The 22,969-nt window shown below is 40.7% G+C and carries 19 protein-coding genes and 3 tRNA genes; 6 read left to right on the top strand and 16 right to left on the bottom strand.

What is annotated here, in order from left to right:
- Nucleotides 1–259: 259 nt before the first annotated feature.
- Nucleotides 260–640, top strand: a complete 381-nt coding sequence (locus I5907_RS00890; protein ID WP_196988866.1) for an HPF/RaiA family ribosome-associated protein — start codon at nucleotides 260–262, stop codon at nucleotides 638–640.
- Nucleotides 641–722: 82 nt separating this feature from the next.
- Here I5907_RS00890 and I5907_RS00885 read toward each other — a convergent pair whose 3' ends face one another.
- Nucleotides 723–1,265: an RNA 2'-phosphotransferase gene (locus tag I5907_RS00885; protein WP_196988865.1), complete on the bottom strand. Its 543-nt coding sequence runs from the start codon at nucleotides 1,263–1,265 to the stop codon at nucleotides 723–725.
- 672 nt (nucleotides 1,266–1,937) lie between these two features.
- On the opposite strand from I5907_RS00885, the gene I5907_RS00880 reads away from it, so the two are divergent.
- Both I5907_RS00880 and I5907_RS00875 read left to right on the top strand, forming a co-directional pair.
- The gene (locus I5907_RS00880) at nucleotides 1,938–2,453 is read left to right on the top strand and encodes a hypothetical protein (RefSeq protein WP_196988864.1); all 516 of its coding nucleotides are present in this window, start codon (nucleotides 1,938–1,940) and stop codon (nucleotides 2,451–2,453) included.
- Nucleotides 2,450–3,130, top strand: coding sequence for a nucleotidyl transferase AbiEii/AbiGii toxin family protein (locus I5907_RS00875; RefSeq protein WP_196988863.1), 681 nt, complete (start codon nucleotides 2,450–2,452; stop codon nucleotides 3,128–3,130). The genes I5907_RS00880 and I5907_RS00875 overlap by 4 nt, the downstream gene beginning before the upstream one ends.
- A gap of 133 nt (nucleotides 3,131–3,263) precedes the next feature.
- On the opposite strand, the gene I5907_RS00870 is transcribed toward I5907_RS00875, so the two are convergent.
- The 5 genes from I5907_RS00870 to I5907_RS00850 all read right to left on the bottom strand — a co-directional run bounded on the left by I5907_RS00870 (nucleotide 3,264) and on the right by I5907_RS00850 (nucleotide 8,910).
- The gene (locus tag I5907_RS00870) at nucleotides 3,264–4,718 is read right to left on the bottom strand and encodes an RtcB family protein (protein WP_196988862.1); all 1,455 of its coding nucleotides are present in this window, start codon (nucleotides 4,716–4,718) and stop codon (nucleotides 3,264–3,266) included.
- Between the two features lie 2 nt (nucleotides 4,719–4,720).
- Entirely contained in the window at nucleotides 4,721–5,395 is a 675-nt protein-coding gene (locus I5907_RS00865; protein ID WP_196988861.1) for an AbiV family abortive infection protein, read from the bottom strand.
- A 67-nt stretch (nucleotides 5,396–5,462) separates the two neighbouring features.
- A complete protein-coding gene (locus I5907_RS00860; protein ID WP_196988860.1) occupies nucleotides 5,463–6,281 on the bottom strand; it encodes a hypothetical protein in 819 nt (272 codons plus the stop codon).
- Between the two features lie 512 nt (nucleotides 6,282–6,793).
- Nucleotides 6,794–6,866: transfer RNA gene (locus I5907_RS00855), tRNA-Pro, on the bottom strand.
- Nucleotides 6,867–7,386: 520 nt separating this feature from the next.
- Nucleotides 7,387–8,910, bottom strand: a complete 1,524-nt coding sequence (locus I5907_RS00850) for a TROVE domain-containing protein (protein ID WP_196988859.1) — start codon at nucleotides 8,908–8,910, stop codon at nucleotides 7,387–7,389.
- Between the two features lie 224 nt (nucleotides 8,911–9,134).
- Here I5907_RS00850 and I5907_RS00845 point away from each other — a divergent pair, with 224 nt between their 5' ends.
- On the top strand, nucleotides 9,135–10,166 hold the full coding sequence (locus tag I5907_RS00845; RefSeq protein ID WP_196988858.1) for a helix-turn-helix transcriptional regulator: 1,032 nt from the start codon (nucleotides 9,135–9,137) through the stop codon (nucleotides 10,164–10,166).
- On the opposite strand, the gene I5907_RS00840 is transcribed toward I5907_RS00845, so the two are convergent.
- From I5907_RS00840 to I5907_RS00795, 10 genes are all read right to left on the bottom strand, one after another.
- A complete protein-coding gene (locus I5907_RS00840) occupies nucleotides 10,163–11,116 on the bottom strand; it encodes an ABC transporter ATP-binding protein (RefSeq protein WP_196988857.1) in 954 nt (317 codons plus the stop codon). The genes I5907_RS00845 and I5907_RS00840 overlap by 4 nt on opposite strands.
- A gap of 146 nt (nucleotides 11,117–11,262) precedes the next feature.
- Entirely contained in the window at nucleotides 11,263–12,513 is a 1,251-nt protein-coding gene (locus I5907_RS00835; RefSeq protein WP_196988856.1) for a PcfJ domain-containing protein, read from the bottom strand.
- A gap of 138 nt (nucleotides 12,514–12,651) precedes the next feature.
- Nucleotides 12,652–13,134 (bottom strand): ribonuclease H-like YkuK family protein, encoded by a 483-nt coding sequence (locus I5907_RS00830; protein ID WP_196988855.1) that lies wholly within the window; start codon nucleotides 13,132–13,134, stop codon nucleotides 12,652–12,654.
- Nucleotides 13,135–13,330: 196 nt separating this feature from the next.
- A tRNA-Phe gene (locus tag I5907_RS00825) sits at nucleotides 13,331–13,403 on the bottom strand.
- 20 nt (nucleotides 13,404–13,423) lie between these two features.
- Nucleotides 13,424–13,493, bottom strand: a tRNA-Ser gene (locus tag I5907_RS00820).
- 499 nt (nucleotides 13,494–13,992) lie between these two features.
- Nucleotides 13,993–15,411 (bottom strand): MATE family efflux transporter, encoded by a 1,419-nt coding sequence (locus I5907_RS00815; RefSeq protein ID WP_196988854.1) that lies wholly within the window; start codon nucleotides 15,409–15,411, stop codon nucleotides 13,993–13,995.
- 336 nt (nucleotides 15,412–15,747) lie between these two features.
- Nucleotides 15,748–16,317, bottom strand: a complete 570-nt coding sequence (locus tag I5907_RS00810) for a hypothetical protein (RefSeq protein WP_196988853.1) — start codon at nucleotides 16,315–16,317, stop codon at nucleotides 15,748–15,750.
- 546 nt (nucleotides 16,318–16,863) lie between these two features.
- Nucleotides 16,864–17,697, bottom strand: a complete 834-nt coding sequence (locus I5907_RS00805) for a hypothetical protein (RefSeq protein WP_196988852.1) — start codon at nucleotides 17,695–17,697, stop codon at nucleotides 16,864–16,866.
- Nucleotides 17,698–17,983: 286 nt separating this feature from the next.
- Complete coding sequence (locus tag I5907_RS00800) at nucleotides 17,984–21,382, bottom strand: ThuA domain-containing protein (RefSeq protein WP_196988851.1); 3,399 nt, start codon at nucleotides 21,380–21,382, stop codon at nucleotides 17,984–17,986.
- A gap of 136 nt (nucleotides 21,383–21,518) precedes the next feature.
- The gene (locus I5907_RS00795; RefSeq protein WP_196988850.1) at nucleotides 21,519–21,806 is read right to left on the bottom strand and encodes a hypothetical protein; all 288 of its coding nucleotides are present in this window, start codon (nucleotides 21,804–21,806) and stop codon (nucleotides 21,519–21,521) included.
- A gap of 148 nt (nucleotides 21,807–21,954) precedes the next feature.
- Between I5907_RS00795 and I5907_RS00790 the strand changes: the two genes are divergently transcribed.
- Together I5907_RS00790 and I5907_RS00785 are read left to right on the top strand one after the other, a co-directional pair.
- The gene (locus I5907_RS00790; RefSeq protein ID WP_196988849.1) at nucleotides 21,955–22,386 is read left to right on the top strand and encodes a hypothetical protein; all 432 of its coding nucleotides are present in this window, start codon (nucleotides 21,955–21,957) and stop codon (nucleotides 22,384–22,386) included.
- Between the two features lie 10 nt (nucleotides 22,387–22,396).
- Nucleotides 22,397–22,954, top strand: a complete 558-nt coding sequence (locus tag I5907_RS00785) for a globin family protein (protein ID WP_196988848.1) — start codon at nucleotides 22,397–22,399, stop codon at nucleotides 22,952–22,954.
- Nucleotides 22,955–22,969 lie beyond the last annotated feature (15 nt).

The raw sequence follows: 22,969 nt of genomic DNA, 5'->3' as shown, positions 1-22,969 counted from the left end.
GCTGTGCCGGTGTTTTTTAGTTGGGTATCAGCAGTAGTATTTCATGGCATCGCCTGTTGCGTCGCACACTTGTACGGAGGGATGTGTGTCAGCTGTTCCATTATTATTTCGTACACGTGTAGTCTTAGACAGGCCCACATATCTTCCAAACATTGAGGTAATACTTCCCATATATGAGGGAATGATTTCCAAACGCAATTCTTTAATTGGTCATTTACGCAACGGCATAATTATGGTTGGTTATTCTTTAAAATATTTTATGGACATAATTATTCAACACCTTGGATTTACTGCAAGCGAAACACTTGATGCATTCATTCGTGAAAAAGTAAATGCGCTTAAGAGTGATAAAATTGTGAGAGCTAATGTTACATTATATTTTGCTTCAGAAGGTAATCCTGACAACCAGGTATGTGAAATAAGGCTTGAAGTGCCGGGTAACGATTATTTTGTAAAAAAAGGTAATGCTCATTTTGAAACCGCAGTAAGCGAATGTGTAGATATCCTTCAAAATAAGTTAAAGAAGCAACGCGACATAAACATAAGCCAGCGGCATGCCGATGAGGGTCTGATTCAAGACGAATTACTTGCCAACCAAAACGACGATGAAGAAACTGAGTTGGAAGATGTGGTAAAATAAATCAACCTAATTGTTGTGAACCTGTAAGTATTAATTGCTTGCAGGTTTTTTATTGTAATAGTACCAGAAAGCAAGAGATTCATTATAGTATAAAGTCAACGTGTACATGCTCCGTTAACCAAACACCATTAGCTGAAAGATAAAATGCATAACCTGCTGCAAACATTTCACCGGCTTTTATTTCCAGTATAATTGGTTTACCTCTTCGCTCAGCAACTTTTGTGGCGGTTGTTGTATCTGCGCTTAAATGTACATGATGCCGATTCATTTTTTGCAAACCATCCTTCATGATTGATGCAAGAAATTTTTCGACCGTGCCGTGGTATAAAATGGCCGGCGGTTGTTGTTCTGTATAACCTAATTCAACCCCAACTGAATGACCCTGGCTTGCTCTTATTTTGGTGCCATCCTCATTGAATGCAAAACGTTTTTTGTTATTGGTATCTACAATGTGTTGCAGTGTAGCGAAATCAATATTTACATGATGCTCGTTAAGTCTTTGAATGAGTTCATCAACATTTGCATAGCCGTTTTCATCTAATACAATTCCATATTCTCCTGGTTTGTGGCGAAGAATATAGGAGAGAAGTTTGGAAAGATGAGTGGTTTGGTTTTCCGTGAGCATAATTGAATCTCTTTGAACAGAATAAATTCATTTGTATAAGTGTTGTTCACTTTTATATAATTTCCGTCGTTTTAAATAAATATCATAGTTCATTATTCTTTTTGCATTGTCACTGTAGCCATTGTGTTGTACAACTACCATAGGATTACATACAAAAAACCGACCTTTATTTTTCAAACCTCTGTCTATATGATATTGTTCATCGACAGATAGGAAAGTGTCAAAAAATCTTTCATGAATTATATATAGCATAGTTCCTGAAAAATCTTTTACAGAATTGTCGTTTTCTATGCTCCCCCCATACAATACCGCCTAAGTAAAGATCAAAATCATTTGGGTCTTTCTTTAAATAGAAATCAAACGCCCCAACATCTGTAAACTTTATGTCATCATCTGCTATAAGTATAGATGTTAATTTAATAGATTTCGCATATTGCACTATTTGTTATGAGCCGAGGAAATATTTTTTAATTGTACTCTCCTGATTGGCAATTACTTCCTAGATTTTTAAGTCGGCAATATTCTAAAGCTTAAGTTCGTTTTGAAACACTTCAAGACGATCTATCTTTTTTGGCAAATAAATAATGTTGATTTTCAACTAGAAAGGTTTGATTAATCCTCAATTCGCAATTCGCAATTCGCGAATTGCGAATTGTTGTATATATTTGATGAATGAGAAAGCATAATGGGATGCGTCCCCAGGATATTCCTATTTTATTAAAAATAGTTTCTTTGGGAAAAACTTTATGGCAGGCAAAAGATCTTGCTCAAACGTTATTTATAAGTTCGTCTGAAGTATCGGAATCTCTAAACAGAAGTTCTATAGCCGGACTCATTGATTACAATAAAAAAAGAGTGAACAGGCAAAGTCTGCTTGAATTTCTCGAGCATGGCATTCACTATGTTTTCCCTCAGCAACCAGGCAGTATGACTAATGGAATTCCAACAGCACATTCCCATCCATATCTGCGACAATTTTTTGATAGCGATGTATTTTATGTTTGGTCAGACCTTCATGGAAAAGAAAGAGGATTATCAATCGAACCTTTTTATCCAAAACAAGCTTCGGCTGTCAAAAATGATGAAACACTATACAAGCTACTTGCTTTAGTAGATGTAATAAGAGTAGGAAGACAAAGAGAAATCAATCTGGCTGTGAAAGAACTTTCAAAAATATTATTATCATGAGCAATCATAGGAATATAGTTCGGATAAAAGCTGTGCATGGTGCTCTAAAAGACTTAAGAAAGGAAGTCGTTTTTGTTGGCGGTGCTACGGTCTCATTGTATGCGGATAGAATGGCAGAAGAGGTAAGACCAACTGATGATGTTGATGTGCTTATAGAATTGTGGACACATAGAGGTTATGCGGAACTAGAAGAAAAGTTGCGTAGCATTGGATTTACGAATGATCAGGAATCTGGAATTATTTGCAGATTTACAATTCAGGGCATTACAGTTGATGTAATGCCAATTGAAAAAAGTGTACTAGGCTTTTCAAATAAATGGTATCCTGAAGGATATAAAAATGCCATAGACTACGAAATAGATGATCATGTAGTAAAAATTTTTAGCGCTCCATATTTTATTGCTTCTAAACTTGAAGCTTTTAAAAGCAGAGGTAAAAATGATGGGCGTACTAGTACTGATTTTGAAGATATTGTGTTTGTCTTCGAAAACAGATTTTCTATATGGGAAGAGTTGAAGCAATGCAATGAAGCAGTAAAGGAGTATCTAAAGAGTGAATTTAGAAATTTCCTTAACAGTCCTTTGTTTGAAGAATGGATTGATGCACATGCTGGATATGGATCACCACCTGCGACTTATTATATTACGGAACAACTTAAAGAGTTTGTAAATACTTAAATAAGAAGCAGATGTATGTTGAGTAGAATATCCAACAGTTCCAGTGTGTGACGCAACCGCAGCTTAATAGCACCACTACAGCTTAGTACATAAAAAACATACAACGCAAAATTATTACGTTGTATGTTAAACATCATTCCCCTTCCACTACATCTCTTTTATTATTCTTTCTTGTACGGTTGGTTTCGGCGCCGCACATCTTTACAATCTTTGGCGTAAACTTGCCCACCACATCAACCAATGCTTTCTGATGTTGCATCACCACTTCAATATCCTTGTACGCAAATGGCGCTTCATCTAAACCGCCGCCGAGCAATTTTACATGGTGTTTGGCGAGTTCTTCTTTGAGTGCATTGTTCGTAATGTTTGCCATGGCTTGTGTGCGGCTCATCTTTCTACCGGCACCATGCGATGCAGAGTTGATGCTCGCTTCCTCGCCCTTTCCTTTTACAATAAAGCCGGGCGCCGTCATGCTGCCGGGAATAATACCCAACACATCTTTACCGGCAGGCGTGGCTCCTTTGCGATGCACAATTACTTCCTTGTTATCATACCTTTCTTTCCATGCAAAGTTGTGGTGATTCTCCACCATCGTTATCGGCTTGCGGCCTAACTGTTTTGCAATCTTTTGGTGTATGATGTGGTGACAGGCACTTGCGTAATCACCCGCAAGGTTCATAGCCAGCCAGTATTCCATGCCTTCTGCTTCATTAAGCGTTAACCAGGCAAGATGCTTTGCTTCCTGTGGTAAACGGCGTTTGCTCATGGCAAGTTTTGTATAATGATTGGCGATGTTGGCGCCCAATGCACGTGAACCGCTATGCGTTAAGAATCCAACGTAGGTGCCTGCGGGAACATTCAGCGTAGCATCTGTTGCCGGCACATCAACAATGCCAAACTCAGCAAAGTGATTTCCGCTTCCTGATGAGCCCAACTGTTTCCATGCACGGCCATGCAGGCTCTTCAACAGCGGCATTTCGTAGAACAGTGCATTATCCATTACTGCATGATCTGCTGCATGCTGAAACATTGCACCGCTGCCAAACAAAGTAGCTTCACCAAGTTCACGTGTAAAGAACGCCTCACGCTGTGTAAGGTCTTTTACGTCTATATCAAAAATGCTTAAACACATACGGCAGCCAATATCAACACCAACGCCGTAAGGAATAACCGCATTCTCTGTTGCGAGCACACCACCAATCGGCAAGCCGTAACCGTGATGCGCATCGGGCATTAAGGCACCTGCAACTGCCACCGGCAATTTGGCTGCACTGTACATTTGTTGCAAGGCGCCCTGTTCAATATTGTCTGCACCAAATATGTTGAAATGCACACCTTCATTGTTCAGCGAAATTTCAGCGCCGTCTGCCTTTTCTTTTGGCAATAATTTTTCTGCAATTGGTTGCAGTGTTTCATGCGTTGCATAATCTTTTGGCGATTGTAACACCGCCTTTAAAATATCAAACGCTGCTTCTTTTGTGTGATGTTTAAAATGTTTTTCCATCACGTTCATCGCCACGGGAATTACAGGGCTTTCGGGGTAGCCGATAGCACGCAATTCTTTGGCTGTTATTTTTAGCCTGCTCATTATTAATTTTTATTTTTTGCCATAGATGAAATTTTTTCAAAAAAATCTATGGACACATTTTCTTTAAGATAGTTCATCACTTCTTCATCATTAGCCTCACTGGTGATTGGATTTTGTTCAGCATATTTTCTCATTTCTTCATATTCTTTTGGTGGGATCATAGAAAGTTGTTTTACAAGCTTAAATCTATCCTTCGCCATACTTCTGATAACACTTACCATTTTTTCGGTAATGATTTCACTTGGAGCTTTATATGTGCCGTGAATAAATGAAGTGTAAAGACTATAGTTTTTATAATCGTTTATTTCTTTAGCAGCTCCTATTTCCAGGAGCATATGTTGTAGTATCTCTTCTCCTTTTGATTTATTATTATTCTTAAACAATTGAATAGCCCAAAGAATACTTATAGATCTGGCTTTTCCAGCTTTCTTAAGGTGGTCTTTAAAATTTTCTTTTAGTTTTTTCTGCCCTTTGCTGTCTTTGTATGTTCCAAATAACAAACTTTCATAAATATCCATCGCTTTCCCTGCTTCCTCAATAGCTAACAGATATAAAGCATGTGCTCTTGGTAATCTAACATAATCCAAAAGCAAATCGGCATCTGAAATCAAATCTTCACTATTTGAAATACTTTTTAATACTGCAATGAGTAAATCGTTCTCGCTAAAATTCATCATTAAATTATTTAATGAAAACAAATAAAGTTACCTGAGCTTGAAATGTTTTATGGCATCGCCTGTTGTGTCACTCACTTGTACGTTTGGAACTGTGAGGAGCAAGATTTTCAATTTCGTCTATAAAAGACATCGTTTCGTAAAGTTTGTTTTGTATTAATTCGTCTTTTGGATATAATGAATTCAGAATTACAATGATAAACATTAACGATTTAGGAAAAGCTGTAACTGCTTTATCAATATTGGCAAGTTGATCCGCTGGTTTTATTCTTGATAGTCCATAAAACATGTTACCAAAGTGATCATACTTTGAATAAAACAAATAAGCGTCATAAATACTTTTATAGCTTTGTAATTCCCTAGAAGTTAATAATACATTGAACATCTGTTTAGGGCTTCTAAAATTTGTCATCTTAATAATAGGTTTGCTTCCGTCAAATGAATATTCTTCAAAACAAGATGGATTCATTTTGACTAAGTTTTTGTACATGTTAGATAAAACTTCTTGTGGCAATCGATTTTCTAGAGTTTCAAAATAATCCAAAGTGTTTCTCACACTATCACATAGCATCATCAATGTAAAATTTTTTAATTCTTTGTAGCAGGTTTGTGGATCTTTTAGGTTTTTCCCGTAAATATCTAATGCGTTTAGAACAATCAAATAATCGAGCAAAACTGCTCTAAGTATAATTCCTGAACCGTAATCGACCTTGGTTTTTTTGTAAAAATTAAACACCAATATCTTCAAACTTTGTGAAGCAAAGTTTAGTCTGTCAAGTATGCACATACAAAACATTGTTACTTCGTCTAATTCATTTTTATGAAAATGTTCTGTAACTTCATCGGCTTTTTTAATTACAAAATCTAGTCTTCTAAAAATATTCTCCATAAACGTCTATATTTTATTCGTCATCTATTATAACAAAATTATTTAGTTATTTACCCACTCGCATTTTATCCTCTGCACTATAATTTTCGCTTACACAAATACTCATACTTTCAATAGTTATAAAATTTGTTCAATAAAGTTCCCTTAGTACAAGTGTGCGACGCAATCAAAGCTTCATAGCAGCACTGCAGCTAAGTACATAATTATACTTTTAAAAAATACAGGGTAATAGGCGAAAAGCGTACGCTGCTCTGCCACTGAGCTACAGGCCCATTTATTTTGTTATTGGTGGACCTGGCAGGACTCGAACCTGCGACATGCCGAGTTATGATTCGAAGTAACGCTGATCTACGACACCTGTAAAGAATTGAATGATGTAACAAGGTAACAAACGAAAAGTGACTATTGTTATTTGCTTAACCGCTTAGCTACATTTCGATATTTCGAAATGACAGGATTCGAACCTGTGTAGAATAATCCACGAAGTAACACTTCTCTACGACACTTGTTTGTATAGTAGGCAGGGCTCGAACCTGCAGCCTCTTCGTTCCAAACGAAGTATCCACCCAATTGGAATGCTGCTATATAATTATATCGGTTATAAACGCATAGTGGCTTTAGATTTTCAGTCGAAGTATCACTGTGCTACGACACGCTGCAGTTTTAAAAAGGGCGATAAAGCAATAAGAGTTGTGGATTTGAACCACGGGTCCCGAAGACCTTACCGAAGGATCTCTCACTTACGGCACCTTTTGTTTAGGGTAAACTCTACGCACCAAAAAATTGAGAAGGGTAACAGCCAACAAGAGCTTTCGTTTGCTTTTTATACAAACGGTTGGATTCGACCAACGATGGCCGCGAAGTACCTCTCATTTACGACACCTTTCAATAAAATAATAAGGAGTAACAAGCGGGTTGAGCAACGGGAACGCTGTCATGCGGAGGAGTTGCACCTCTTCTGAATTGCTTCAGAATCCTTCCCTGAATTGGAGACGAAGTAACTCATCCCTACGACATCCTTACAATCAATTATATCTTCAAAGAACTTTTTTAAAAAAGTAGTATCCTGTTTTTGAAACAGGACACTACTTGTATGCAACCTGCATTAGTCAATTGTTATGCTGTTGATCTTCGTCAATGCATCGCTTCCCTTTTCAATTGCAGCGAGTATATCAAAGATCTTATCGCTCCATCCTGCCACCAGGAATACATCATCACGCACAATGTTCAGCGGAGTGTTTCCGTTACCAGCCAGGTCAAACAAATAGAGTTTTGCTTGCGGCGCTATATGCTTGTATTGTTTCCACAAACCCGCAATAGTCTCACTTGTGTTATTGCTGTTCCACAACTGGCAGTCTGTAAACATCATCACTTTATCAACCGCTTTTTTACGCCGCAACAGGTCTTTAATAACAAGGTAACCATTGGTGCTGTAACCAACTTCTCCTTCCCGGCGGTAGAATGCATCAACATTTGCCAGAATATTTTTCTTTGGCACATTCATCACTTTCCACGTATCTCCAAACATACCTGTGATGACATTTTCACAACGGTTTTGCAGCAACATGGCCAGCATTAAACCAATATCATAGTTCTGTACTTTGCTTTTTGAACTTAGAGCTTGTTGCATGCTTCCGCTTACATCTGCTGCAATTACAACTCTGGTATCAGCATCATATCCGGCAATGTTGGCAGCACTAAATGCTACTGCATCTTCCAATGCATCCAGCACTTTAGATACATTGCCATTTCTCAGCTCTTTCAATTCACGGTATGCGCTCAAAAAACGAAACGGTAATTGTTTGCTGTTTGCTACCGCTTTTTCGTTAGCAATATAATCGCATACTTTTTTCAATGCTTCTTTACTTACTGCTGCTCCCAATATATTGCGCAGGTTACGCAATGTGGCCATGTAACCAAGTTTGTTGCTAAAGATCAGTTCTTCCCATTTTGTACGAAATGCTGCCTGCTTTACTTCAGCAGAATCAAACTTTTGCTGGCCCAGTGCACTCAGCTCAACTTCCCATGTATAGGGTGCCTGCAATTCATCTTTCACAATTTTATCAAACAACGCCTGCTGTGCGTCATCTTTTGCTTTAGGGTGCACCAGGAACAGTGCATCTCTTAGTTTTACACTGGCATCCCGGTTGTATTTGGCAAACTGGTATTCATCAAATTTGTTGAAAGCTGCTGCCAGGCCTTTTTGCAATTGTTTGCTTAGCCTGTTTAGTTGCTTTACATTATCTCTTCCGTTTGAAAGTGAGTAATAAGAAAGCAATTCAGTTACTTCATCGGCCCGTTGTACTACACGATTGGTAAGCCTGCTTACCAGGTCGTTACCATTGTGTCTTTTTGCAAGTTCTACAGTAAGCACCAGCGGTATGCTGCGCAGGTACATTGCTTCCCGAGCATATATAGCCAGTTTAGCTACAAATTCCGGGTCATTCTTTTCTATCAGGTCGCAGATGCGTTGCAGCCTGCTGTCTGCAGTTTCATAAAACTGGTTACTCAAAGAGGCTGTTACAACAGCAGTGTATAATTCCATTGCAGGTGTAAGTACAAATGCTTTTGCGCCTTCGTAGTTGGTGGTTTCTTTTACTGCGTTTTTAATTCTGAAATTGAATTTCATAATAGCCTCCTTTGTTGTTTTTGGTTATCTGCTGCAACACTTTGTGCATCTTTCGTTGTGTCACTCACTTCATCGTTCGGTTCTTTATGCAGCAAACGCGAAGATCGAAGCGAAGTTTTGGCGTTGTAAGCAGTTATTTGCTTTGACCATACAAACCTCTGAAGTAACTGTGCAATCTTTTTGCACAGTAAAAATTATTTTTTATTTTTCTCAAAATTTTTTTCATGCCGGTAAATCGCAATGCCCTGATACGCTACCGCACAATTGACAAATGCCTGCAAAACCGCCGCCGCAAGTGGACCATCGAAAACCTTATAGAAGCCTGTAACGACGCACTTTTCGAGTATGAAGGCATCGATAAGGGTGTGAGCGTTCGCACCATACGACTTGATCTTAATGCCATGCGCAGCGACAAACTGGGTTATAATGCACCCATCATCGTTACAGACAAAAAATATTACAGCTACGAATACCCCGGTTATTCCATCACCAACATCCCACTTACCACCCAGGACTTGAGTATTCTGCAGGAAGTATCTTACCTGTTGAAGCAATTTAAAGGTTTCAGCCACTTTAATGAGGTTACAGAAATGGTGAACAAACTGGAAGACAAAATATACAGTGAACAACATCAGCAAACACCTGTAATAGACTTCGAAAAAAATGAATTGCTCACCGGTATTGAGTGGCTCGATGGATTATACAAGGCTATTATTAATAAAACAACTGTAGTATTAACGTACCAGTCTTTTAAGGCCAGGCAGTCTAGCGACATTTTATTTTATCCATATCTTTTAAAAGAATACCGTAACAGGTGGTTTGTACTGGGGATGAACAAAAAAGGAAAAGAGATTGCAACCTTCGCGCTTGACAGGATACAAATGGTTACCACTGCAACCCAAGAACCATACAAAGCACATAAGAACTTTGATCCGCATACCTACTTCAAAGATATTGTTGGTGTAACCCGCAATGCAGCCGATAGCCCGCTGCATATCGAGTTCCTGGCAGACTATCACCAGGCCCCTTATATAAAGACCAAGCCTGTTCATCCGTCGCAAAAAATCGTGGAGGAACGAAAGGATGGTGTAGTGTTCAGCATCGATGTTATACCAAACTTTGAACTGGAACGCGAACTGATCGGCTTTGGTGAAGGGCTGAAAATTTTATCTCCCGCTTCATTTATGCGTCGTATCAGGAGACGCATCAGGTTGATGCATGAAGTCTACTTTAATGAAGAGCCGGGTGTTGGCTAAGACCGGATCTTTATAAACATTGTATCGCCCTTGCGCCATTCATTGCTCATGGTGCGAACTACAACGCTTACATTATTTGCCAACACCTGCAATTCATAAAAACTGCCCCGAAAGCTCATTTGTTCAATTACGCCTTTTACGCCTTCTGCGGGGTTTTTACTTAGCACAAACTCTTCAGGCCGCAGCATTACCGTTTTACCATTTAATTCAATGCCAAATACTGCAGCATCGTTGGCAGTAAGCAAATTGTACCTGCCAAACATACCTGCTACATATTCATTTATCGGTGTGTGATAAATTTCTTCCGGCGCTCCCTGCTGAACGATCTTTCCTTCCTTCATTACAATAATTTCATCTGCCCATGATAAGGTATCGTGCGGGTCGTGCGATGTTAAAATGCAGCTTATCTGGAAGCCGTCCGTCAGTTCGTCCAATACGGTTTTCAATATATCTGTATGTATGGGATCAAGATTGGAAAACGGTTCATCAAGCACCAGCAGCACCGGTTGTTTTACCAGCAACATACAAAGTGCAATGCGCTGTTTTTCGCCACCGGATAGTTTATTGGTTCTGCGCCTGAGCAGGTGTGTGATCCTGCATATGTCAAAGAGCTTACCAGCGTTCTCTTCGCTGAGCTGGTTGCCAAACCATACGAGTTCTTCCACATAATAGTTATTGAGCAACTCGTAGTGCTGCGATAGGTATGCAATTTTTTTGTGCCCGGGCAATAATTGTTCCTCAGAACCGGCAACTTTTTTTGCTTCAAACAACACTGTTCCGCTATCAGCCTGCCCATGCCCGCTGATGATCTTCAGCAAAGTTGTTTTGCCTGCTCCTGATTCTCCGGTAATGGCAATTTTCTGTAATGGCTGTTGCTCAAAACTGATATCATCCAGCAGGATAATGTCATTCACTTTTTTACTGATATGTTGTACCTGTAGTAATGCCATGCGCCAAAAATAACCAATGTAGCATTGCAAGCTGCAGCATTCACTATTTGATGTTACACAATGCCCAATAGTATTGTTGCAGTTGAAGTGAGTGACACAACAAAAGCTTAATAGTAGCAATGCAGCTAAGTTCATTACAATTATTTTCACAGATACTGGTTTACAGTCAATGCATTTTCCTCCGCCCAGTTCAGCATATATCTTTTCACTTCGTCAGACACAGGTCTGTTCATTTTTCCTTTTGCCTGAACGATCTTTCCTGAGGAAAGATTCACCTCAACTGTTGCCAATCTTTCCAGCAATACATTCCCGACATATTTTCTCATAGAAAAAATAGCAGACCTCCCTTGCGAACAATACAATGCATAAGACGCTACGCAATGTTTCATTGCCTGTCCTTCGGCAGATAATAGCTTAGATTCAGTAAGTTCTTCCAGCACCAGCACTTCTTCTTTCTTTTTTATCCTGAATCCTTCAATGCCACATGGTTTCCAGCAAAGACCAATATTTTTTATGTGTTTGAACCTGTTATGCCATACATCGCTTTGCCTTAACAAAGACTGCAGTGTTCTTCCTTTCAAATGATAATTCACATGCTGTTGTTTCGCGTCTCTTACATAATCAATCAGCTCGGTTAGTTTTGCAAGATTGAACATACCTCCGTGTATAACAATTTGTAAAAACGCCTGCCAGAAATCTTCATCCGCATAAGGCTTGTATCCCAACCATGATGCTACTATTCTGTTTGCCAGTCTTTCATCTCCACCCAAACCTCTTACCTGTGCCCAGCGTATTGCTTCCTGTATGGTGAAATTACCAGGTGCAATTGTGAAATAATGCCCCATTTTTTGAGTAAAGGGAATGGGCATATCTTTCAGTTCTTTTACTTTTCGGCCATCACCCAGGTGAATAAACCAGTTTATAAAAAGCTTATGCTTCTTCTCGAAGAATGCTTTGTACAGGAACTTTGGAACGCTGTAGGCGCAAAACAAAAAGTCAGCAAGTTCATGCAATTGCATCAAAGCGTTTTTAGATGTTGGTTTCCAATCAAAAATATTTTTCCGCCAGTAAGCTTTAAACTTCGCCATATTTATTACCGCTTCTATATGCTCTTCTGCCACAATTAATGCAGAAGTTTTATCTAGATGGATAAACACATCTCTCAGCAGGATTTTGGTGTCTTTACCTGCAGTAGCAAAACATTCACTAATCTTCCATATCCTTTTATCTGTGCCAAAAAAGGCATTCAGCTTATCGCCTGTATACAATTGCATTATCACTTCATCAAACTTCTTGAAGCGTTTATTGGAATAGCGTAACGCCTCTTCCAATAATTTTTCTTTTTCTAAGTGTAAAAGCAGTTGCTTTTCTCTTTGAATCTTAGATGTCTTTCCCATAGTAGTAAGTTTTTACATCGCCTTGTAGCTGTTAATTTTTCAGTTCTCATTTTCTGTGGTAAAAACTGAACAGGACTGATCTTTCTCATTTTTATTTTTTATAGTCGCTGCGCTTTACATGCAGCACCTTGTTAATAATTACTGTACTATCTTATTCGCACAGCTGCTGCTGGCAAATGCGTAAGGTTTAGCTTTAAATCCAAAGCCCATTCCCATGATGTAGCCCATCGCTTCTTTCAAAGCATCATTACTTTTAAAGTTGGGGTTCGTATTAATGTCTGCATGCACTTCCATATCAACATTAAATGCAATAAACAGATCACATAACCTGAAGGCAATGTCAATGCTTCGTGCAACTTCTTCCAGCATCCTTTCTTTAATGGCCATTTTCCGCTGTACCATTTCGTTGTGTATGTACATAAAGCCGCCTTTGCCTTTGCGTATAAAAACGATCACTGTTGCAAACTCAATCTCACTGCCTTTTCGCTGACTGTCTGTACCAATACATACACGCAGCGCGTGGCCATTTTCTTTTTCAGTTATCAGCATCTGCCTCACTTCTGCCTCAATCGGCTGCCTGATCCTTCTTCCGTCGAGCCGCCGCCATTGTTGCTGTTCCATTGTTATCGGTTTTAGTTGAGTTACCAGCATTTGTATTTAGTTGCACTAAATGCTTTATTTATTATTGTTTCAGCGGTAGCATTTCATGGCATCTTCGTTGTGTCACTCACTTGTACTTTCTGTTAATGTGGCAACTGCAGCGATCACTGTAGTTGCAACACCTGTTTTATAGTCGACGTATAGTGCAATACAGGTGTGGACGAAGCCGGGTTCGAACCGGCACTGTTGCGGCTTCAACGCAATGCTCTGCCAATTGGAGCTATTCGTCCGTTGTATGTGCCATCACCTGTCGGCTTAGAAAGGCTTGAACTTTCATCATCGCTGTCGGAGCGTAGCATTTTCCATTGAGCTATAAGCCAGCCTCTGTGCGACTTTCAGATTCGAACTGAAAACATCCGGCTTATGTTTACCTCTCATTAAGCGAGGAAGCAGGATATGTTACCGTTACACCAGGCCGCATTTTTTTTATTGGTTGACTCCGGGGTCCGAACCCTGTTCTCCACATGCACAGTGTGGCACTTTACCACATAAGCTAAAGCCAACATAAAAAAAGCCCGGTCCATTTTACATGACCGGGCTATACCTCCTTTACTGACTGCATCAGCAAAGCTTGTTATACCTTTCCGGTCGTTTATGTTTTTTCCTACATATCATCAAGATCATAAAAGGATTATTGTATATATAATTTGTTAATCGTCATTTCCCAGGCACATTGTTACAGACTTGTCTCATTAGTATTTTGCTATTACACATCGTTGTTGAAAAACGTTCCAACCGTACAAGTGTGCGACGCAACGGATGCTTAATACTTGTTCTTTAGCCTGGCCCCAAAACTTACTTCTTACTACTTACAACTCACTACACAGTCACTGTTTTCCACTTGCCACGCCTGAATAATATAAACGCGGCAACAGCCATCAATGTTTCTGCAACGGGGATGGCTATAAACACACCCGTGGGACCCATTTTAAAATATTGCGCCAGTAAATAAGCCAGCGGTATTTGAAAAAGCCAGAAGCCAAAAAGATTGATCCATGTTGGTGTCCATGTATCGCCGGCACCATTAAAAGAACTTACGATCACCATGCCCACACCATAAAAAATGTAACCTGCAGTTATAATGCGTAACGCTTCTGCCGCTATTTCTTTAACCACAACGTCGTTTGTAAAAATGCCCAGTATGGGTTCTGCACCAAGCAGGAATATCAATGAAACAATACCCATGAATACACCGCTGTATTTGGCCGTTTTCAACACAGACTCCTGTGCCCTGTCTGGTTGTTTGGCACCCAGGTTTTGGCCCACCAATGTTGCTGATGCATTGCTTAAACCCCATGCTGGCAGTATAAAAAATATTACCACGCGTATAGCGGTCTGGTAGCCCGCAGATGCAGTGCTGTGGCCAGTTTCAGCAACAAGCCTTGCCAGCAGTATCCAACTGCACGAGCCAATGATAAACTGAAACGTACCAGGTGATGCAATGTTTACCAACGACCTGATTACAGGCCACTCCATCTTTATATTCTTTCGGTGTATTTTAATAACACCTGCTCCTTTAAAAAGATGGTATAGTTGATACACTACACCTATGCCCCTGCCAATGGTTGTTGCCATTGCTGCGCCGTTTAAACCAAATGCAGGTATGGGGCCAAGGCCATTGATGAGCAAAGGGCACAATACAATGTTGCAACAGTTGGCGATCATCAGGCTCTTCATAGCCATAGACGCATCGCCGGCACCACGAAAGATACCATTGATCAAAAACAACAGCATGATGACAATACTTCCGCCCATCATAATACGCGTGTAAGTTGTGCCCATAGCAATTGTTTCAGGTTCTGCACCCATAAGCCGTAAAATATCTGCAGCATATATAAAACCTGCTACACTTATTATGGCTGTAAGTATGAGTGATAGCCATATGGCCTGTACGCCTGCTGTTGCAGCAGCATCCGGGTTTTTCTCCCCAATGCGTCTTGCCACCACCGCAGTTGCCGCCATGCTTATACCAATGGCCAGTGCATACATAATAGATAATACACTCTCCGTTAAACTAACTGTTTGCAGTGTGTGCTGGCTGTTGTGTAAGTGCCCCACGAAAAAAAGATCTACCAGCGCAAAAACGCTTTCCATGCTCATTTCAATGATCATCGGTATGGCAAGCATGAATACCGCTTTGCGAATACTGCCGCTTGTATAATCCATCTGTTCATCGCCTTTGAGCGATTGCTTTATTAAGGCAAAGATGCTCTTCGTTGTATGGTTGCTGTTCGACATTGTTGTCGTAATTTTTTAGTAATAAAATGCAATAACACTTTCCGGCCAATGGCATAGTTAGCATTATCTGGTTGTCAACTGTAGTTTTTTATGGCATCGCCTGTTGTGTCACTCACTTGTACTGTATAGCTATGTGCAGCAACGATGCTGCATATGCCAGGCAGTAATAAATGCAGTTTTTCGTTTTAGTTGTGTACCACATTTAACTGCAACGCTGCATACATAGCTTGCGGGCGATGTTGTTGAAGATGGTTGAGCTGCCTTGCGCAGCCCAACACTTCAAGCGGGTTAAGGGTTGAAACCTGCCGCATTAAAGACCCGGAAGTAACCCTGGTCTTAATTATTGCTCATTGTTGTGTGCTTTGCAAAACCAATGATCCTGGTTTGTGCAGTGGCAGTTGACGCTGCCGCGTTTGCAATTCTGAAGCCGGCAAGAGCCTGTACGGTATTACGTGCCCAGCCATAATCAGTAGTGTTATGCAGCAAATGGCAATAGTTACTGCCTATTTCTATCATTCGTTCATTTGCCATGATGAAGATCGTATTGTTGAAAAAAGTTTCTCCCTGATCGTGATCAAAAAACGAGTGCTGGTAAATTTCCTTTACGTCTTTGTCAAACATTTCTTTTATATAAGCATATGCTTTTGTAGGGTCTGTTTCACCAATAAAACTTATACATGGTAAGGTGTTGAAACGTAGTACATATAACGCTTTCACGTCTACGTAATGACCGTTGAACAACATGCTTATATTATTTATTTTTCTGTTGAATCTAAAGCTCATCTTAAACCTCCGCTTTAAAACGTTCAGGGACTTATTACCGGCATTCGCCCCGGCGGGTGTTTCTAAGGTGATGTAAATAAGGCGTACGAGCATAAAGATCAGCAACGGCAAAAAAGGTGTCATAGTTGTACGCTTTATTTCATCATCTAATAAAAAACCCGGCGAGGTTTTAGCCTGGCCGGGTTTTCTATGCGCCTGCTGCATCAGCAGCGCACAACAAACCACAGCCGTTTAATCAAAAAATTTAGTGTTGAGTTTGAAAGATCACAGAAACGAATACTTGTATTGACTTCATGGCAGCTATTAACCACTATGCGTTTTGGTAAAAATGGTATCTGTTTCCTGGTGATCATTTTCCGGGATATATGTTGAGCTTTCAACAAAAAACCCCGCTTTGTGCGGGGTTTATGTATTGTCAGTTAGTTTTAGTCTTTACCAACTTACAGCTACTGAATCCCCGCTGATGATATAACCCACATTAGGGTTAAAGCACCTGGTAATATGTTGTAATGCGAGTTTCATTTTGCTATAAGTTTTGTTATTTTTTACGTCACAAAATTGTAATTATTTTTTCAATTGCGCCAAATTTATTTTGGGTTTTTTCTAAAATATTTTTTTTGATATCGCCGTAATGCTTTCCCGTATTGCATTTCAGCCGATAAATATTTTTCAGAACCTGATATTTTGTATTAGTACTGTTACAATTTCCCAGTAGCCAAGGTTATCATCAAAATGAAAAATAACCGACCATTCGTCATTCCAGTTGATTGTTTCATTGACTAATGTTGCTGTTGCACTGTAGGTGCCTTTTACCGTGCAGGCGGTTTCCTCTATTACGCATTGTTCTACGGTTGTTGCATTCAGTATGATATCTTCAAAAGCATCTTTGAACCTGTTGATGATAAGTTTGAATTTTTCTTCTGAAAGATCTTTATGGTCGTTTAGCGTTATTTTGTTTGCGTAGCCATGCAGTGTTTCAACGGGCTGCCTGGAAAATATTATTTTGATCCCGTCTTCGAGCGCGGCCCTGGAGTTTTCAAATTCATAGTCGGGGTAGAAGTCATCGTACACAAAACCACTCACCATTCCCGGAATGGTAACATCGTCTGTTTCATATTCAAACAGGTCTTCTGTAGTAAAGCGGTAAAGTTCGCGGCTCGTTACTGCAGGATTATTTACAGAAACTTCAATACCATGTTCTATAAGATAGTTATACAGCGCAAGCCATTCGTCTTCTATTGCTTCATCAGGTATGTCGTTTACCGGTTTAAATTGTGCCGGCCTTCCAATTTTATCAAACACCGTTGTTGTTTTATGCTGGTCGAACTGTTTCTCAAATTCAAGGATGTTTTTTAAAAACTTGTTTTCAAAATCCGCCGGCAGTTCTACTTCGGGATCAGTTTTTTCGAATGTTGCTCCTTTCTCAAGCATCAGTTTCATTTTAAGAAAATCGTTCTCTGCTTTCAGTCTTTCTTCTTCGCTCATGTTTTCGAAATCTTCCATAGTTTGAGTTTATATAACAAAATACAAAAAAGTTAATATTTACTGGCATAATTAAGGACATGAACATTACCGTAAAGGTCATAAGTTTTATAAAACAAAAAACCTTGCACAACTGTGCAAGGTTTTTTGTTGAAATGCTGTTGTATTGCTTACAGCAGTTTATTTACTTTATTTTTTATTTGTGCCTGCGCATATGCAATATCGATGCTGCAAATAGCTGTACAGTACAAGTGAGTGACACAACTGGCGATGCCACATGCACTGCAGATGGCTACATACAACAATTTTACCTGGCATTGAACTGCATATTCATAAAGCCGGCCTGCGCTTTCTCTTCAGGGCTTTTAACCTTGGTTATAACGTATATGCTGTGAAACTGCCCGTCTGTTACTGGTGTAATACTTACGCGTACAGGGCCAGCCTGTGTTTTTGGTGGCGGCGGGGCAAAACTGCCGGTGCCGATCACTTTTCCGCCAGGTGCATCGAGTCTTATTTCGATATCGTACCCATATTTTGGTGCATCCTGCCAGCCTGCAGAGAGTCCAATGCTTTTTATACCATTGAGATCGATACTGTCAACTGCAAACCAGCCATTGGCAGGAATGATCATGATATTCATGCCATTAAATGCAATACCGGTAAAGCCTTCTTTTTTCTCTGTGCCTTTAAAGAAATATGTGTTGCCTGCCAATGCTATACTGTTTCTGCCAGTTAACGCTTTGGTGTTTGCGCTGCCTTTGTCTGTATAGCTTGCAGATAATACAAGCGATGCGGTTGGCTTCTTATTGGCTTCAGGAATAATAACACCCTGTGCAGGCAGCGATTTTTTTACAGCAGCCTTGTTATCCAGCGAAAGTATCCAGGTAACCACCTGCTGCAGGTCTGACTGTGGTATGGTAGGATGCGCTGCCATTGCCACCTCGCCCCATACACCGGAGCCGCCGTTCCTGATCTTTTGCATAAGATAGTTCATAGCGTTCGGGTCTTTTGCATATTTCTTGGAAACAGCGATGAAAGAAGGGCCGACAGAAGTTTCTGCTTCTTTATGACAGCTCTTACAATCAAGCGAAAGCATAATGCTTTTACCACTAATCGCCGCTTCGCCCTGCTGGTGGCCCATTGGTGATGCTGCTTTATCAAAGCCTTCAGCATAATCAACAGAAACAAACAGGTTTGCCGGGTCGAATTTTGATGTGTCTTTGGGATCTGTTACGGTCACTTTGTAATTAATGGGCTCGCCCGGAAGATAGAAAGAACGGTTGCCCGATGTAAGCGCAATCTGTACTTCAGGTGTTTCATTGCCTGCATACACATCAATGGCATCGCTTTTGGTAACTGCGCCTTTCTCATCTTTAACGCTTACACTAATCTTGAAATCACCTGCAGCATTGTAAGTATAGTCCAGAGAAGGCTCTGTTGTTTCTTTCGTTGTTCCATTGCCAAGATCCCATACATAAGATAGTTTTTCTTTTTCTGGATCTGTTGCGGTAACATTCAGTTTAACTGCAAATGGCAACACGCCGGTGGTTTTATCAATCTGTACATCTGCAATTTTTGGCGCCAGGTTGCCACCATTGTAGTCAATGCGTGAAAGACCGGCATCAGCGTTTTTAGAGAACCAGCCTGTTCCGTATTCAAGCAGGTATAAACGGCCATCAGGACCTACTTCCATATCTATACAGTTGGCCAGTTTAATGTGCTCCATAAATGGCTCCATCTTGTCAAAATCTCCGTTGGGCAACATACTTACGGCTTTTATCCAGCCACGTATCCAGTCGTACATAATCAGTTTACCGTTATAATAATCAGGCAGCCTTGTAGAGTCGGGGTAAAGGTCTGTATAGTATACCGGACCGGCCATAGCGTTGCGCCCACCGGCACCCACCTGTGGAAAATCGTGCGAGTTACCATAAGGGTACCAGATAAATGGCGGAGACACTTCAGGCAATTCGGTCAAACCTGTATTATTCCTGGAATTGTTGATCGGTTTTGCCGTATCGAAAGGTTCTCCGGATACGCCTGTTGCGTAATCAAATGCACGGTAAGGGTAGTTGCCACCCACAAATAACGGCCATCCGAAAAAGCCCGCTTTGCGTGCCTGGTTCAGCTCATCGTAGCCGCGCGGGCCGCGTGTAGCAAAACTGTCGTTATTGGCATCAGGTCCAACTTCTCCCCAATAGAGATAACTGTTTTTCTGGTCAACGGAAATGCGGTAAGGGTTACGGTTACCCATCACAAATATTTCCGGTCTTGTTTTATCTGTTCCTTTGGCAAAAAGATTACCATCCGGAATTTCATAAGTGCCGTCATCTTTTACGCGAATACGCAGGATCTTTCCGCGCAGGTCGTTGGTATTACCTGCAGATCTTCTTGCATCGTACTGCATGCGGCCCGGTAAATCATTCATGGGGCCAAACCCGCTGTTTACAAACCTTGCTCCGGGCTCATCAAACGGTGTGGAGTTATCACCTGTTGAAAGGTATAATAAACCATCCGGGCCAAAGGCAATGGAGCCGCCCGTGTGGCAGCAAATTTCCCGTTGCGATTTTACTTCAATAATTACTTTTTCCGTTGCATTATCTATCGTGTCATTTTTGAAAGTAAATCTTGACAGGCGATTAACAGCACTATCAATAGGGCTGTAATAAATATACACCCAGTTGTTTTTAGCGAAGTTGGGGTCTTTCTGCATGCCGAGTAAACCTTCTTCAGCATTCACGCCCGGTGTATTTGTTTTCCAGTAAACATTCAGGAAGCCTGCCTGCTTTACTTTCTTCGTATCGTTTTTGTATAACATGATCTCACCACGGCGCTGACCAACCAATATGTCAAAATTTGGCAGAATGGTCATTTCCGTAGGTTCAAAAAACTCACCCTGTACCAACGGTACTTTTGTAAAACGATCTTCATCCGGTGGTAACTGTGTTTTTGCTTTTTTGTAATCCAGTTCTTCATTATCGCCCATGGCGTATTGAATACCGCCCAAAAGATGTTTGAGGTAGTTTGGTTCTGTGTATGAATCTTCAGTATGCCCAAGTTCAGTATAAAACGCACGGCCGCCATCGTAATCATGGTACCACGACATGGGGTGAACCGCACCATTGGTACCACCTTCGTAAGAAGCTTCATCTATGGTGATGAGCACATGTATATCTGGATTAATCTTTTTAAAATTGTACAATTCATCCGTTCTTTCCCATACCGTGTCTGTAAAGAATTTAGTGGCCGGAAAATCTTTGTCTTTAATAATAAACTTTGCCTTTTGAGGTTTGGGATGGCCGTTAAAGTACGCACCAACAAGCCTGCCATACCAGCCCCAGTCGTATTCAGTATCTGTGGCAGAGTGTACGCCCACATAGCCGCCGCCTGCCTGTATATATCGCTCGAAAGCTGCTTCCTGCCTGTAGTTCAGCACATTTTCTGTTGTGTTGAGAAATACTACGGCAGCATAATTTTTTAGTGAATCTTCGGTGAAGTAGTCGGCACTTTCTGTTGTATCAACATCAAAACCGTTTTCTTCTCCCAGTTTTATAATGGCTGCTTTGCCATTGGGTATGGCGCTGTGCCTGAAAGCCGTGGTTTTTGCAAATACCAGCACACGTGGCCTGCCGCTGCGTTTGTTGCTGCATGCAGCATATACAATAACAACTACAGCCAGGATGAGGAGCGGAACAAATTTTTTCATTTGGCGATCTATAAGTTTTAACAGGTAAATGATAGCTATAAATGTAGGGTTTAGAGCCCATATAATCGAGAAGTTTTTTCAAACGGTATAAATGACGCAATGAGCCACGCAATTGCCTTTGTATGTTCTGCTCTTACTATAATGGTAAAAGATAAAAAGCAGCATTTTTCTTTGTTAGCCGGCATGGGTTCTTTGTGGCATCGCCTGTTGCCACGCTCGGTTCATCGTTCCCTTTGTATGGCAGCTGTAGCGTGCTGCTTTCGGGAACTGCGTAATGATACTGCCCTGCATAAGCAAAACTTTTGGTGGTATTGATTAGGCTGCTGTTCACCTGCCACAGCAGCGCAGTTATATGGTGCGTCGTTGTACCCCCATTTGTTGCATCATGCAATGCAGTACACGGGTGCGACGCAACAAGGCTCATAGTAGTACAACAGTTTGTAACAAACAGATACTAACGTGTGGAAATATTTACCGGCATTTGACAACAAAAAAATTCCTGATAAAGAAAACCGCTTTTACCCGTTTACCGTACATGATGTCAACCTAATGTTCATCACTAAAACTTATTTATGAAAAAACGCAGCGTAAAAAAGATATTGCTCATCAGCCTCTCTACGTTTGTTTTGCTGGCGGCTGTGCTTGCGGTACACATTTACATGGTTACACGGCCAAAGGCTCCTACAGCAAACACGAAAGTGATGGCGCGGTTAGATTTTAAGCAAGCCATCAACAAAGAAGATGCAGCGAAAATTACCGGCTGGCTGTATGCACAGAATGGTGTTGACCGTGTTATGTGCAATGAAAAATCCGGTATTGCGGTATTTACCTTTTACCCGGTAAAAACAAATGCTGATGTACTTACCAGCGAATTAAAAAATGAATTGCATTACAGCGTGGTAAGGTACATGCCTTCGCAGGAGGAATTACAAAGTGGCTGCCCTGTTGGTGCCGGTTCATTTACTTCTAAAGTTTCAAGTTCAGTTTCACATCTCTTCAATTAAAATTCATAGTATGAAAAAAACATCCTTATTATTAGTGGCAGGCATTACGGCATGTACATCATTTTTTGTAGCATGTAATAAGAACGACGATCCGCCAATGCCAACGGCAATGACATTGTATGATTCACTGGGCGGCACAGCAATGGTTACCGATCCTGCAAATACATCAATGCAAATTGAACAGGGCCGTTTGGGTATTCGCTCTGTTGTAGACAGCACCATTTTTGTTATTGCAGCAGATCCGGAACTGAACCCTTATTTTGCTACGCTGCTGGCAGAAGTTACAGCAGGCGACCTTAGCGGTTTTCAGATGCTGAGTGATAATCTTACCGATTTTCTTTGTGTAGCTACTGGTGCAACAAACTTTACGTACGATGGTCTTAACATGGTAGACGCACACGACCCCGCGAAAAACCCACGCATGAGTGGTAAAGCAGATGATGCTGACTTTGACCAGTTTATTGCAGACGTAGTGGTAGGTGCACAGAAAAATGCATTACCAGATTACCTGATTGCACGTGTTGGTGCATTATTGGAAACTTTAAGAGATCCGGTAGTACAACAATAGTTTAATTGGAGTGAA

This window comes from Panacibacter microcysteis (assembly GCF_015831355.1).
Lineage (GTDB): Bacteria > Bacteroidota > Bacteroidia > Chitinophagales > Chitinophagaceae > Panacibacter > Panacibacter microcysteis.
Note: the sequence above shows the minus strand (reverse complement) of the source record. Positions and strands in the feature narration are given on the sequence as shown.

Bases quoted from the DNA above. Each gene is read 5' to 3' on its own strand.
- I5907_RS00890 (WP_196988866.1), top strand. From the start codon at position 260: ATGGACATAATTATTCAACACCTTGGATTTACTGCAAGCGAAACACTT.
- I5907_RS00885 (WP_196988865.1), bottom strand. From the start codon at position 1,265: ATGCTCACGGAAAACCAAACCACTCATCTTTCCAAACTTCTCTCCTAT.
- I5907_RS00880 (WP_196988864.1), top strand. From the start codon at position 1,938: ATGAGAAAGCATAATGGGATGCGTCCCCAGGATATTCCTATTTTATTA.
- I5907_RS00875 (WP_196988863.1), top strand. From the start codon at position 2,450: ATGAGCAATCATAGGAATATAGTTCGGATAAAAGCTGTGCATGGTGCT.
- I5907_RS00870 (WP_196988862.1), bottom strand. From the start codon at position 4,718: ATGAGCAGGCTAAAAATAACAGCCAAAGAATTGCGTGCTATCGGCTAC.
- I5907_RS00865 (WP_196988861.1), bottom strand. From the start codon at position 5,395: ATGATGAATTTTAGCGAGAACGATTTACTCATTGCAGTATTAAAAAGT.
- I5907_RS00860 (WP_196988860.1), bottom strand. From the start codon at position 6,281: ATGGAGAATATTTTTAGAAGACTAGATTTTGTAATTAAAAAAGCCGAT.
- I5907_RS00850 (WP_196988859.1), bottom strand. From the start codon at position 8,910: ATGAAATTCAATTTCAGAATTAAAAACGCAGTAAAAGAAACCACCAAC.
- I5907_RS00845 (WP_196988858.1), top strand. From the start codon at position 9,135: ATGCCGGTAAATCGCAATGCCCTGATACGCTACCGCACAATTGACAAA.
- I5907_RS00840 (WP_196988857.1), bottom strand. From the start codon at position 11,116: ATGGCATTACTACAGGTACAACATATCAGTAAAAAAGTGAATGACATT.
- I5907_RS00835 (WP_196988856.1), bottom strand. From the start codon at position 12,513: ATGGGAAAGACATCTAAGATTCAAAGAGAAAAGCAACTGCTTTTACAC.
- I5907_RS00830 (WP_196988855.1), bottom strand. From the start codon at position 13,134: ATGGAACAGCAACAATGGCGGCGGCTCGACGGAAGAAGGATCAGGCAG.
- I5907_RS00815 (WP_196988854.1), bottom strand. From the start codon at position 15,411: ATGTCGAACAGCAACCATACAACGAAGAGCATCTTTGCCTTAATAAAG.
- I5907_RS00810 (WP_196988853.1), bottom strand. From the start codon at position 16,317: ATGACACCTTTTTTGCCGTTGCTGATCTTTATGCTCGTACGCCTTATT.
- I5907_RS00805 (WP_196988852.1), bottom strand. From the start codon at position 17,697: ATGGAAGATTTCGAAAACATGAGCGAAGAAGAAAGACTGAAAGCAGAG.
- I5907_RS00800 (WP_196988851.1), bottom strand. From the start codon at position 21,382: ATGAAAAAATTTGTTCCGCTCCTCATCCTGGCTGTAGTTGTTATTGTA.
- I5907_RS00795 (WP_196988850.1), bottom strand. From the start codon at position 21,806: ATGAGCCTTGTTGCGTCGCACCCGTGTACTGCATTGCATGATGCAACA.
- I5907_RS00790 (WP_196988849.1), top strand. From the start codon at position 21,955: ATGAAAAAACGCAGCGTAAAAAAGATATTGCTCATCAGCCTCTCTACG.
- I5907_RS00785 (WP_196988848.1), top strand. From the start codon at position 22,397: ATGAAAAAAACATCCTTATTATTAGTGGCAGGCATTACGGCATGTACA.